The 12,307-nt window shown below is 70.8% G+C and carries 10 protein-coding genes; 8 read left to right on the forward strand and 2 right to left on the reverse strand.

The window, feature by feature from the left end:
• Positions 1-2: 2 nt before the first annotated feature.
• Together metK and IEZ21_RS34590 are read left to right on the forward strand one after the other, a co-directional pair.
• Entirely contained in the window at positions 3-1,211 is a 1,209-nt protein-coding gene (gene metK, locus IEZ21_RS34585) for a methionine adenosyltransferase (protein ID WP_033321802.1), read from the forward strand.
• A 122-nt stretch (positions 1,212-1,333) separates the two neighbouring features.
• Entirely contained in the window at positions 1,334-3,478 is a 2,145-nt protein-coding gene (locus tag IEZ21_RS34590; protein WP_189325773.1) for a primosomal protein N', read from the forward strand.
• A 187-nt stretch (positions 3,479-3,665) separates the two neighbouring features.
• Here the strand turns inward: IEZ21_RS34590 and IEZ21_RS34595 are convergent, their stop codons facing one another.
• Positions 3,666-4,205: a hypothetical protein gene (locus IEZ21_RS34595; protein ID WP_189325774.1), complete on the reverse strand. Its 540-nt coding sequence runs from the start codon at positions 4,203-4,205 to the stop codon at positions 3,666-3,668.
• Positions 4,206-4,459: 254 nt separating this feature from the next.
• Here IEZ21_RS34595 and IEZ21_RS34600 point away from each other — a divergent pair, with 254 nt between their 5' ends.
• The 5 genes from IEZ21_RS34600 (at position 4,460) to IEZ21_RS34620 (ending at position 9,233) form a co-directional block, all read left to right on the forward strand.
• Positions 4,460-5,182, forward strand: a complete 723-nt coding sequence (locus tag IEZ21_RS34600) for a VOC family protein (RefSeq protein ID WP_189325775.1) — start codon at positions 4,460-4,462, stop codon at positions 5,180-5,182.
• A gap of 23 nt (positions 5,183-5,205) precedes the next feature.
• On the forward strand, positions 5,206-5,748 hold the full coding sequence (locus tag IEZ21_RS34605; protein ID WP_189325776.1) for a TOPRIM nucleotidyl transferase/hydrolase domain-containing protein: 543 nt from the start codon (positions 5,206-5,208) through the stop codon (positions 5,746-5,748).
• A 135-nt stretch (positions 5,749-5,883) separates the two neighbouring features.
• Entirely contained in the window at positions 5,884-6,816 is a 933-nt protein-coding gene (fmt, locus tag IEZ21_RS34610) for a methionyl-tRNA formyltransferase (RefSeq protein ID WP_189325777.1), read from the forward strand.
• A 67-nt stretch (positions 6,817-6,883) separates the two neighbouring features.
• Positions 6,884-8,314, forward strand: coding sequence for an RsmB/NOP family class I SAM-dependent RNA methyltransferase (locus IEZ21_RS34615; protein WP_189325778.1), 1,431 nt, complete (start codon positions 6,884-6,886; stop codon positions 8,312-8,314).
• Positions 8,315-8,543: 229 nt separating this feature from the next.
• Positions 8,544-9,233 carry a TylF/MycF/NovP-related O-methyltransferase gene (locus tag IEZ21_RS34620; RefSeq protein ID WP_373302346.1) on the forward strand — a complete coding sequence of 230 codons (690 nt, stop codon included), beginning with the start codon at positions 8,544-8,546 and terminating at the stop codon, positions 9,231-9,233.
• A 38-nt stretch (positions 9,234-9,271) separates the two neighbouring features.
• Here the strand turns inward: IEZ21_RS34620 and IEZ21_RS34625 are convergent, their stop codons facing one another.
• Complete coding sequence (locus IEZ21_RS34625) at positions 9,272-11,455, reverse strand: MMPL family transporter (protein ID WP_189325780.1); 2,184 nt, start codon at positions 11,453-11,455, stop codon at positions 9,272-9,274.
• Between the two features lie 134 nt (positions 11,456-11,589).
• On the opposite strand from IEZ21_RS34625, the gene rpe reads away from it, so the two are divergent.
• The gene (rpe, locus tag IEZ21_RS34630; RefSeq protein WP_033321808.1) at positions 11,590-12,276 is read left to right on the forward strand and encodes a ribulose-phosphate 3-epimerase; all 687 of its coding nucleotides are present in this window, start codon (positions 11,590-11,592) and stop codon (positions 12,274-12,276) included.
• Positions 12,277-12,307 lie beyond the last annotated feature (31 nt).

Consider the following 12,307-nt stretch of genomic DNA (forward strand, 5'->3'; position numbering starts at 1 on the left):
TTGTGTCCCGTCGTCTGTTCACCTCGGAGTCTGTGACCGAGGGTCACCCCGACAAGATCGCTGACCAGATCAGCGACACCATTCTCGACGCGCTTCTGCGCGAGGACCCGAAGTCCCGGGTCGCCGTCGAGACGCTGATCACGACCGGCCTCGTGCACGTGGCTGGCGAGGTCACGACCAAGGCGTACGCGCCGATCGCGCAGCTGGTGCGCGACAAGATCCTCGAGATCGGTTACGACTCCTCGAAGAAGGGCTTCGACGGCGCCTCCTGCGGCGTGTCGGTGTCGATCGGCGCGCAGTCCCCGGACATCGCGCAGGGCGTCGACACGGCGTACGAGACGCGTGTCGAGGGCGACGAGGACGAGCTGGACAAGCAGGGCGCGGGTGACCAGGGCCTGATGTTCGGTTACGCGACCGACGAGACGCCCGAGTTGATGCCGCTGCCGATCCACCTGGCGCACCGACTGTCCAAGCGGCTCTCGGAAGTCCGCAAGAACGGGACGATCCCCTACCTGCGCCCCGACGGCAAGACGCAGGTCACCATCGAGTACGACGGCGACAAGGCCGTCCGCCTCGACACCGTGGTCGTCTCCTCGCAGCACGCCCAGGACATCGACCTGGACTCGCTCCTGGCCCCCGACATCCGCGAGTTCGTGGTCGAGCCGGAGCTCAAGGCCCTCCTCGACGACGGCATCAAGCTGGAGACCGAGGGCTATCGCCTGCTGGTGAACCCCACCGGCCGCTTCGAGATCGGCGGCCCGATGGGCGACGCCGGCCTCACCGGCCGCAAGATCATCATCGACACGTACGGCGGCATGGCCCGCCACGGCGGCGGCGCCTTCTCCGGCAAGGACCCGTCCAAGGTGGACCGCTCGGCGGCGTACGCGATGCGCTGGGTCGCCAAGAACGTCGTCGCCGCAGGCCTCGCCACCCGCTGCGAGGTCCAGGTCGCCTACGCCATCGGCAAGGCCGAGCCCGTCGGCCTCTTCGTCGAGACCTTCGGCACCGCCAAGATCGACGCCGAGAAGATCGAAAAGGCGATCAGCGAGGTCTTCGACCTCCGCCCCGCCGCGATCATCCGTGACCTCGACCTGCTGCGCCCGATCTACGCCCAGACCGCGGCGTACGGCCACTTCGGGCGTGCGCTGGACGACTTCACGTGGGAGAAGACGGACCGCGTGGAGGCGCTGCGGAGGGCGGCTGGGCTGTAGTTCCCGGCTCCTGCCGTAGTTTTCCGGCTCTTTCCGAGGCCCGGTGTCCCTGAGGGGCACCGGGCCTCGGTGCGTCAGACCGGCTCGGCCCGCTGTCAGTGCCGTCTGGTACCAATGCTGGTGTGAGCAGCGAGAACGGGCAGGGCGACGGGGCGGGGGGTGTGCCGCCCGAGCAGCTTGCGCTTATTCGGGAGAGTGTGCGGAAGGCCAAGGCGCCGCGGGCCAAGCCGCGAACCTGGCGAGGGGCCGCGGTCGCCAAAGAGTTGCCCGTTGCTCGTGTGCTCGTCGACAAGGGCGTGCTGCATCTTGACCGGTACTTCGACTATGCCGTTCCGGAGGAGCTGGACGCCGAGGCCCAGCCCGGGGTGCGGGTGCGGGTGCGGTTCGGGGCCGGGCGGCATCGGGTGCGGGAAGGGCGGCGTGAGGGTGGGGGGCTGACCGACGGGTTTCTCATCGAGCGGCTTGCCGAGTCCGATTACTCCGGGCCCCTTGCCGCGCTGGCCCAAGTCGTCTCGCCCGAGCCCGTGTTGAGTGAGGAGCTGCTGGGGCTCGCGCGGGCCGTGGCCGATCGGTATGCGGGAAGTCTGGCCGATGTGCTGCAACTGGCCGTGCCGCCGCGGAACGCGCGGGCGGAAAGCAAGCCGTCGCCGGCACCGCTGCCGTTGCCCGAGACGCCTGACGTCGGGTCATGGGCGCGGTACGGGCGCGGGGAGGCCTTCGTACGCTCGCTCGCGACGGGCGGAGCACCGCGAGCCGTGTGGAACGCGCTGCCCGGGCCCGAGTGGGCCGACGAACTCGCGCGGGCCGTCGGGGCGACGCTCGCTTCGGGGCGCGGCGCGCTGGTCGTCGTGCCGGATGGGCGGGCCGTCGCCCGGCTGGATGCCGCGTTGACCTCGCTGCTGGGGGAGGGGCGGCATGCGGTGCTGACGGCCGAGGCCGGGCCCGAGAAGCGGTATCGGCAGTGGCTCGCGGTGCGGCGGGGGTCCGTACGGGCTGTGGTGGGGACCCGGGCCGCCATGTTCGCGCCCGTACGGGATCTGGGGCTCGTGGTCATCTGGGACGACGGGGACGACAGCCACAGCGAGCCGCGCGCGCCGCAGCCGCATGCCCGGGAAGTGCTGCTGCTGCGGGCCGCCCACGACAAGTGCGCTTTTCTGCTGGGGAGTTGGAGCTGCACCGTTGAGGCCGCGCAGCTCGTCGAGAGCGGCTGGGCGGCACCGCTCGTCGCCGAGCGCGAGCAGGTGCGGGCGACGGCTCCCCTCGTACGGACCGTGAGTGACGGGGACCTCGCGCGGGACGAGGCGGCCAGGGCGGCGCGGCTGCCCACGCTCGCCTGGCAGGTCGTACGGGAAGGGCTGCGGATCGGCCCCGTACTGGTGCAGGTGCCCCGGCGTGGCTACGTACCCCGGATGGCGTGTGCGCAGTGCAGGGCGCCCGCGCGGTGCCGGCACTGCGCCGGGCCCTTGGAGGGGCAGGACGCCGGGGGCCTGAGATGTGGGTGGTGCGGACGCGGTGAGGAGGCCTGGCACTGTCCCGAATGTGGTGGGTTCCGGTTGCGGGCGCAGGTCGTGGGGGCGCGGCGGACCGCCGAGGAGCTGGGGCGCGCGTTTCCCGCCGTGCCTGTGCGGACCTCGGGGCGTGAGCAGGTGCTGGACACGGTGCCGGGGGCGCCCGCGCTCGTTGTGAGCACGCCGGGAGCGGAGCCCGTCGCCGAGGGTGGTTACGCGGCGGCGCTGCTGCTCGACGGCTGGGCGATGCTGGGGCGGCCCGATCTGCGGGCGGGTGAGGACGCTCTGCGGCGGTGGATCGGGGCGGCTTCGCTGGTACGAGCGCAGGAGGCCGGCGGAAAAGTGGTGGTCGTCGCCGAGCCGACGCTGCGGCCCGTGCAGGCGCTGGTGCGCTGGGATCCCGTCGGGCATGCGGTCCGTGAGCTGTCCGAGCGGGTCGAGTTGGGGTTCCCGCCCGTGTCGCGGATGGCTGCCGTGTCCGGAACGCCGGAGGCACTCGCCGGGTTCCTGGCCGCGGTCGAACTGCCCGGCGACGCCGAGGTGTTGGGGCCGGTGCCATTGCCCGTCACGGAGGCGGGGCGACCTCGGCGTACGGGGGCGCCGCCGGTCGGGGAGCGCTGGGAGCGGGCGTTGATCCGGGTGCCGCCGGGCAGCGGGGCGGCGCTGGCTTCCGCGCTGAAGTTCGCGCAGGCGGCTCGGATGGCTCAAGGGGGGAATGACGTCGTACGGGTTCGGATTGATCCGCCGGACATCGGGTGAGCGGGCGGCGAGGGATCCGATGCCGCCTCCGCTTCCGCCTGCCCGTGCATGTAGCTGTGGACGCGCCTTCGCCCGCCGATGGGCCTTTGCACGCCGACATGCGTCCATCTGCCTACGCGCGTCTGCCTCCCGACGGTCGTCGGGAGGCAGACGGTGGGGGCGTCAACCGGCTATCAGCCGCCAGGGCTCAGCCATTTCGTGGGCCGGGGAAGGCGTTTGGCCTCGCCTCGTCGCGTAGGGCGGGGCTGCCGGCGGTCGGCTGAGTGGGCAGGGGCATGGAGCGGGCCGCGGGGACCGTGGGCATGCCGACGCCCCCGGGCACCGCGCGGGAGCCCGATGGTTCCGTCGCGCGCTCGGCCTCGGCGGCGGCCTGGGCGGCGGCCCGGCGTGCGCCGTAACGGCGGTGCACCGCCTGTTTGGTGACTCCGAGTGCGGAGCCCACCGCGTCCCACGAGAAACCCAGTGAGCGATCGAAGTCCACGGCGGCCGTGACCAGGGTCTCGACACTGTCCCGCAGCTCCTGGGCGAGGCGGACGGTCGGGGCGGGGGCGCGTCCGTAGACGACGAAGCCTGTGGACGGGCCGGAGCGGCGCGGGCGGTAGACGTTGCCCAACTGGGCGGTGAGCGTGCGCAGTGCGTCCACCTGCCGGCGGACCCGCTCGATGTCCCGCACCAGCAAGTGCAGGCTGGCCCGAGCCTGGGCGTCGTGGGTTGCGTGGTCGGCCATGAACAAGCCTCTCGAACCGGCGTTGAAAAGGATCGGGCCGCTGGTGCGGCCCGTTGTGGTCAACTCTTTCTTGACCAACGCGTGTGCGCTCCGCTGGTCACGGTGTGGGGGCGTGTGGGCATTTGCGTGCGCTCCTGGGGGTGGGGTGCGCTGTCGGCTCGGCGTCGGCGAGGGTCCTGTGACCTGCCGCCCTCCAATTGCCGGTCGGTCTAAATTGCGTTGCGTGGCAGTTCCCGAGCGTTCTAGCGTCAGGGATGACTTCTCACCTTCACGCGCTCTGCTTCGATGCGAACGACCCGCCCCGTCTCGCGCGCTTCTGGGCTGACTTCCTGGGCTGGGAGATGTCCGATGACTTCTCCGAGGGCATCATGCTCCTGCCAAGCGATGACACCGGGTTCCGGATGCGTTTTCTTCCGAGCCGGGCGAAGAAGACCGGCCAGAACCAGCTGCACTTCGATCTGACGAGCACATCCCTTGATGACCAGCAGAAGACGGTGGCGAGGGCGCTCGAGCTGGGCGCCCGGCACATCGACATCGGTCAACGCCCGGAAGAGGGGCATGTGGTGCTCGCCGACCCCGAGGGCAATGAGTTCTGCGTCAGCGAGCCGGGCAACAACTTCCTCGCCGACTGCGGATTCATCGGAGCGCTCGCGTGCGACGGTTCGCAGGACGTCGGGTACTTCTGGAGCCGGGCGCTGGGCTGGCCATTGGTCTGGGACCAGGACCAGGAGACCGCGATCCGCTCTCCGCACGGAGGCCCGAAGGTCACATGGGGCGGTCCGCCGCTGATGCCGAAGACGGGGAAGGAGCGGCTGCATTTCGACCTCGCCCCAACGGCCGGCGGTGATCAGCAGGCGGAGGTCGACCGTCTCATCTCCCTCGGGGCGACTCGCGTCGACATCGGCCAGGGCGACGTTCCCTGGGTGGTGATGGCCGATCCTGATGGCCATGAGTTCTGTGTGCTGAGCCCCCGATGACCGGCGTTCGCGATACTGGATCCATGCGGGCGACGACGGTGCTGGTCGAGGGCGAGAGTGACCGGGTGGCGGTCGAGACGCTGGCCGGTCGTGTTGGCCATGATCTGACAGCCCAGCGGGTGACGGTCGTGCCGATGGGAGGCGCGACCAGCATCGTCCACTTCCTCGACCGCTACGGACCGGGCGGCGCAGGCCACCGGTTGCTCGGCCTGTGTGACGCGGGAGAGTCGGGCGGCGTCGCCACCGCGCTCGCCCGGGCGGGTATCGGGTCCGGTTCGCTGGACGAACTCGGGTTCCACGTCTGTCACGCCGACCTGGAGGACGAACTCATCCGCTGCCTCGGGGCCGATGCCGTGCTCGACGTCATCGAGGCTCAGGGCCAGCTCGCCTCGTTCCGGATCCTCCAACGCCAGCCGGCACAGCGAGAGCGGCCGATAACGGCGCAGTTGCGCCGGTTCTTCGGGGGACGCAGCGGTCACAAGGTCCGATACGCGCGGCTGCTCGTGGACGCGTTGCCGGCCGGGCAGGCGCCCCCGCCGCTCGCCCGGCTCGTCGCATCCATCTGATGTGTTCGACGGCCGCATAGCCCTTGCTGTCGTCGGCGGCATTCCCGCCGCGGTCGTGGGATCTTTCGCGTCCTGCCGCCATAGACTTGTGCGTTGCCCGCGTCCAACCCTCGCCCGAGAGGCCCGAACCACCCCATGAAGCTCGTCTTCGCCGGTACACCCGAGGTCGCCGTTCCCGCTCTGGACGCCCTGATCGCCTCCGGGCGGCATGAGGTGGCCGCCGTCGTCACCCGGCCCGACGCACCGGCCGGGCGCGGGCGGAGGCTGGTCGCGAGTCCGGTCGCCGAGCGGGCCGAGGAAGCCGGGATCGAGGTGCTGAAGCCCGTGAAGCCGCGAGACCCGGAGTTCCTCGAGCGGCTGCGGGAGATCGGGCCCGACTGCTGCCCCGTCGTCGCGTACGGGGCGCTGCTGCCCCGGGTCGCGCTCGACATCCCCGCCCACGGCTGGGTCAACCTGCACTTCTCGCTGCTGCCCGCCTGGCGCGGGGCGGCGCCCGTGCAGCACGCGGTGATGGCGGGGGACGAGATCACGGGTGCGTCCACGTTCCTGATCGAGGAGGGGCTCGACTCCGGGCCCGTGTACGGGACCGTCACCGAAGAGGTGCGGCCCACCGACACCAGCGGGGATCTGCTGACGCGGCTCGCCTTCGCGGGTGCCGGGCTGCTCGTCGCGACGATGGACGGGATCGCGGACGGCACGCTCAAGGCCGTACCGCAGCCGGCGGAGGGCGTCACGATCGCCCCGAAGCTCACTGTCGAGGATGCGGAGATCGGCTGGTCCGCGCCCGCGTTGCGCGTCGACCGGGTGGTGCGGGGATGCACCCCGGCGCCCGGTGCCTGGACCGTCTTCCGCGGCGAGCGGCTCAAGCTCATCCAGGTCGCGCTCGTGCCCGAGCGCACGGACCTCGCCCCGGGCGAACTGTCCGTCGCCAAGAACAACGTGTACGTCGGCACCGGCTCGCACGCCGTCGAACTCCTGTGGGTCCAGGCCCAGGGCAAGAAGCCGATGCGCGCGGCGGACTGGGCACGCGGGGCACGGATCGCCTCCGACGAGCGGGTCGGGGTCTAGAAGGGGCCCAGGAGGGGGCGACGTACGCTGGACGAGTAACCCTTCCAAGATCCGGAGCACCTTTTACGTGAACGAGCAGGACCGTCGTCGTCGCCCGCAGGGGAAGCCTCACCGTCGTCCGAAGAAGGACCCCGTGCGGATGCTCGCCTTCGAGGCCTTGCGGGCCGTGGACGAGCGGGACGCGTACGCCAATCTCGTCCTGCCACCGCTGCTGCGGAAGGCGCGGGAGAAGGGGGACTTCGACGGGCGGGACGCGGCGCTGGCAACGGAGTTGGTGTACGGGACGCTGCGTCGGCAGGGGACGTACGACGCTGTCATCGCGGCCTGTGTGGACCGGCCGCTCAGTGAGGTCGACCCTCCCGTGCTCGATGTGCTGAGCCTCGGTGTACATCAGTTGCTCGGTACGCGCATTCCCAGCCACGCCGCCGTGTCCGCCTCCGTCGAGCTCGCCAGGGTCGTACTCGGTGACGGGCGGGCCAAGTTCGTCAACGCCGTTCTGCGGAAGGTCGCGCAGCACGACCTCGACGGGTGGCTGGAGCGGGTGGCACCGCCGTACGACGACGACCCCGAGGACCATCTCGCCGTCGTGCACTCGCACCCTCGGTGGATCGTCTCCGCGTTGTGGGACTCCCTCGGAGGCGGGCGCGACGGGATCGAGGACCTCCTCGCTGCCGACAACGAGCGGCCCGAGGTGACCCTCGTCGCCCGGCCCGGACGCGCCACGGCCGGGGAACTTCGCGACGCACTCGATGACGAGGCCGCGTTGCCCGGGCGCTGGTCGCCGTACGCCGTGCGGCTCTCCGAGGGCGGCGAACCGGGCGCCATCGAAGCCGTACGGGAGGGCCGGGCCGGCGTCCAGGATGAGGGCAGCCAACTCGTGGCGCTCGCCCTTGCCAACACGCCCCTCGACGGGCCCGACAAGGCGTGGCTCGACGGCTGCGCAGGGCCGGGCGGCAAGGCGGCGCTGCTCGCCGGGCTCGCCGCCGAGCGCGGGGCCGTACTGCTCGCCGCCGAGAAGCAGCCGCACCGTGCCGGGCTCGTGGCCAGGGCGCTCGCCGGGAACCCGGGGCCGTACCAGGTCATCGCCGCCGACGGTACGCGTCCGCCGTGGCGGCCCGGCTCCTTCGACCGGGTCCTGATGGACGTGCCGTGCACGGGACTCGGCGCCCTGCGCCGCCGCCCCGAGGCCCGCTGGCGGCGCCGCCCCGACGACCTGGACGACTTCGCGCCGCTCCAGCGAGGGCTGCTGCGCACGGCGCTCGCGTCGGTACGCGTCGGCGGGGTCGTCGCTTACGTCACCTGTTCGCCGCACCTCGCCGAGACCCGCGCGGTCGTCGACGACGCCCTCAAGCAGTACGACGGCTCCGCCGAACTGCTCGACGCTCGGCCGCAGTTGCCCGGCGTACCGGCACTGGGTGACGGTCCCGACGTACAGCTGTGGCCGCATCTGCACGGGACGGACGCGATGTATCTGGCGCTGATCCGCCGCACCGGCTGACGAAATGCCGTGGCGCTGATGCCGTGGCGCTGGTGAAGCTGCCGGTTTCTGGTTCGGGACGTACGTTGCCTTTATGACGTGGCGTAAGAATGTCAACGCGACCCTGAGACGGCTCACCGGCTACGAAATCCGCCGTCCGAGGCCCGTGAAGTCCTCACCGACGTCCGAATCGATGACCCCGCGGCCTTCCGCGGGGAATTCCTCACGGACTTCCCCGCAAAGGTCGGAGGTGGCTCCCGGCCCCAAACTCCCCGCCGACTACGACGACACGGCCAAGGACATCATCCGGGCCGTTTCTCCCTACACGATGACCTCGCCCGAACGGCTCAATGCCCTGATTCTGGCCACCCGTTACGTCAGTCGGCACAACATCGCCGGCGACATCGTCGAGTGCGGAGTGTGGCGGGGCGGCAGTATGCAGGCGGCCGCCCGCACCCTGCTCGGCATGCATGACACCGGGCGGCACCTGTACCTCTTCGATACGTTCGAGGGCATGCCGGCGCCGACCGACAAGGACCTTCGCCGGGACGGTGAATTCGCCGGGGATCTGCTCGCCAGACAGGACAGGAGCCGCCCCATCTGGGCGGTCGCCACGCTGGAGGACGTCAAAGAGGGCTTCGAAAGGATTCCGTACCCCACGGATCGCGTGCATTTCGTCCAGGGGCTTGTGGAGGACACCATTCCCGCAGCGGCCCCCGGGCGGATTTCGGTCCTGCGGCTCGACACCGACTGGTACGCGTCGACGCGCCATGAACTCGAGTATCTCTACCCGCGGTTGGTCAGTGGCGGCGTTCTCCTCATCGACGACTACGGCTGGTGGCAAGGGTCGAAATGCGCGGTGGACGAATTCCTGGAGAAGACCGGTGCCCGGCTCCTCCTGCTCCGTATGGATGAGGGCCGTATCGCGGTCAAGCCATAGGGCCGACAGGAACAGGAGGGGGCCCGACAGGAAGGGCTCTACTCCGACGGGCTGCCCGGCCGCGACGCCGGTTCCGGGGTGGTGCCCTCGACCGCCGTCGGCGGGGGCGCCCCGCTGTCCTCCCGGGCCAGTCGGTGCGGCCACCACACCTTCGGGCCGACGTCCAGGAACAGGGACGTGACCAGGATCGAGCGGACGATGAACGTGTCGAGGAGGACGCCGAGGGCCACGGCGAAGCCGATCTCCGCGAAGGCCACCATGGGGAGCGTGCCGAGGGCGGCGAAGGTGCCTGCCAGGACCAGGCCCGCCGAGGTGATGACGGCGCCGGTCGCGGCCAGGCCCGTCACCACGCCGGGGCGGGTGCCCTGCCGGGCCGCCTCCTCGCGGATGCGGGTCGTCAGGAAGATGTTGTAGTCGATACCCAGCGCCACCAGGAACACGAAGACGAAGAGCGGGAAGTCCGTCGCCTCGCCCGCGTAGTCGAAGAGGTACCGGAACGCGAGCGCACTGATCCCCAGCGCGGCGGCGAACGACAGCACCACCGTGCCGATCAGCAGGAGCGGCGCGATCAGGGCGCGCAACAGCGCACCGAGGATCAGCAGCACTACCACGAGCACCAGCGGGATGATCAGGATGTTGTCGTGGGTCGTCGCCCTGTCCATGTCCAGCAGAGCCGCCGTACCGCCGCCCACCTGCGCGTCCGCGTCGGGCACTGCGTGCACGGCGTCCCGTACCCGCTCCACCGTCTCCTTCGCGGCCTCGCTGTCCGCGGGCGCGGTCATCGTGGCCTCGAAGAGGACCCTGCCCTCGAACTCCGGCTTCGCGCCCGGTGGCAGGCCCAGAGACTCCGGTACGACACCGGATGTACCCGCGACCGCCTGGCCCACCTCTTCGGCCTGCGCCTGGTTGCTGATGACCACCAGCGGATCGCCGCTGCCCGCGGGGAAGTAGCGCGCGGACACCTCCTGGCCGACGATCGAGTCGGGTTTGTCGGTGAAGGCGTCGGCGTTGCTGAGCCCCTCCGCCCGCATCTGGAGCAGGCCGAGCGACAGCAGCGCGAGTGCCGCCGCCGTGACGCCCCAGATCATGCGTGGACGGCGGGCGATACGGCGGCCCATGCGGGCCCAGAGGCCGCGTTCGGCCGGGTCGGGCGCGCCGAAGTGCGGGATCACCGGCCAGAAGATCCAGCGGCCGAAGATCACGAGCAGGGCGGGGAACAGGGTCAGCATCGCGAGCAGCGCCACCGCGACGCCGATGGCGGCGACCGGGCCGAGGCCCCTCGTCGAGTTCATCTCGGCGGCGAGCAGGACCAGCATGCTCAGGACGACCGTGGCGCCGGACGCGATCACCGCCGGACCCGCCCGGTGCAGGGCCAGCGCCATGGCCTCGTGGCGGTCCTCGTGGCGACGCAGCTCCTCCCGGTAGCGGGCGACCAGGAGCAGGGCGTAGTCAGTCCCGGCGCCGAACACCAGGACCGTGAGGATGCCCGCGCTCTGGCCGTTGACGGTCAGACCCGCGTTCTCCGCCAGGAAGTAGATCAGCGCCTGCGAGGTGAACAGCGCGACGATCACCCCGAGCAGCGGAACGAGGAGCAGCGTCGGGCTGCGATAGGTGAGCAGCAGCATCACGATGACGACGACCATCGCCGAGAACAGCAGCGTCGAGTCGATGCCCTCGAAGGCCTCGGAGAAGTCCGCGGACGTACCGCCCGGGCCCGTGATGTGCACGGCAAGGCCGTCGCCGCCCTCGCCGACGTCCGCACGGATCGAGTCGACCGCGGGCGCGATCCGCTCCCAGCCCTTCTCGTCCATCGTGATCGGCACGAAGACCTGGGCCGCCCGCGGATCGGCGTCCCGGTCGAACGTCGGGCCCCGCGTCTCCGCCCCGCGGATGCCGTGGTCGCGCAGCGCCTTGAGTTGGCGTACGTCCTCGGAGATCTGCGCCCGGTCCTGTGCCGTGAGGCCGCTCTCCCGGGCATACACGACGATCGCGGGGATCTGCTCCGGCCTGAAGTCCTCGGAAGCCTCCAGGACTTGGGTCGACTCCGCGGATCCTGGCAGCCAGGACGCCGCGTCATTGTCCTGGGCGTCGGTGAGTTTCTGCGCGAACGGCGCCGCGAGGAGCAGCACCACTACCCACAGCGCCACCACCAGCCACTTGGCCCGCGGCCCGCAGACCAGGTGCGCGATGCCTCGCTTCGGCCGGTCTGGTACGTCCGTCATGGCCACCCCCGTAGCCGTACGTGGAGCCCGTGGGCGGCCCAGAATGGCACGCCGTCATGGGATGCCGCATGCGCAGAAGGGACTAGATCCGGACCGAGGCGAACAACCCCTCGAGGGCATGGCAGGCTTAGAGCATGGCCGTGCAGATCAACCCCAGCATTTTGTCCGCCGACTTCGCTCGCCTCGCCGAGGAGGCCAAGGCGGTCGAGGGGGCCGACTGGCTCCATGTGGATGTGATGGACAACCATTTCGTCCCGAACCTCACGCTCGGTGTGCCGGTCGTAGAGTCCCTGGCGCGCGCTACGGACACGCCGCTGGACTGCCATCTGATGATCGAGGACGCCGATCGCTGGGCGCCCCAGTACGTAGAAGCGGGTGCCGGTTCCGTCACCTTTCATGTGGAGGCTGCCGCCGCTCCGGTGCGGCTCGCCCGCGAGATCCGGGCCAAGGGCGCCCGCGCCTCCATGGCCCTCAAGCCGGCGACGCCGATCGAGCCGTACGAGGATCTCCTCGCCGAACTCGACATGCTGCTGATCATGACCGTCGAGCCGGGCTTCGGAGGCCAGGCCTTCCTCGACATCATGCTCCCGAAGATCCGCCGGACCCGCGAGTTGATCTCCAAGCACGGCCTCGAGCTCTGGCTCCAGGTCGACGGCGGAGTCTCGGCCGAGACGATCGAACGCTGCGCCGAGGCCGGAGCCGACGTCTTCGTGGCGGGTTCGGCGGTGTACGGCGCTTCGGACCCGGCAGAGGCGGTACGTGCATTGCGCAGCCAGGCGGAGGCGGTGATGGCCCGTGCGGCCTGGGCGTGCGGCCACTGAGCCACCGCCAGGCCAAGGGAACGTGAACGCC

It is taken from the genome of Streptomyces flaveus, from assembly GCF_014647675.1.
GTDB classification, from domain to species: Bacteria; Actinomycetota; Actinomycetes; order Streptomycetales; family Streptomycetaceae; genus Streptomyces; species Streptomyces flaveus.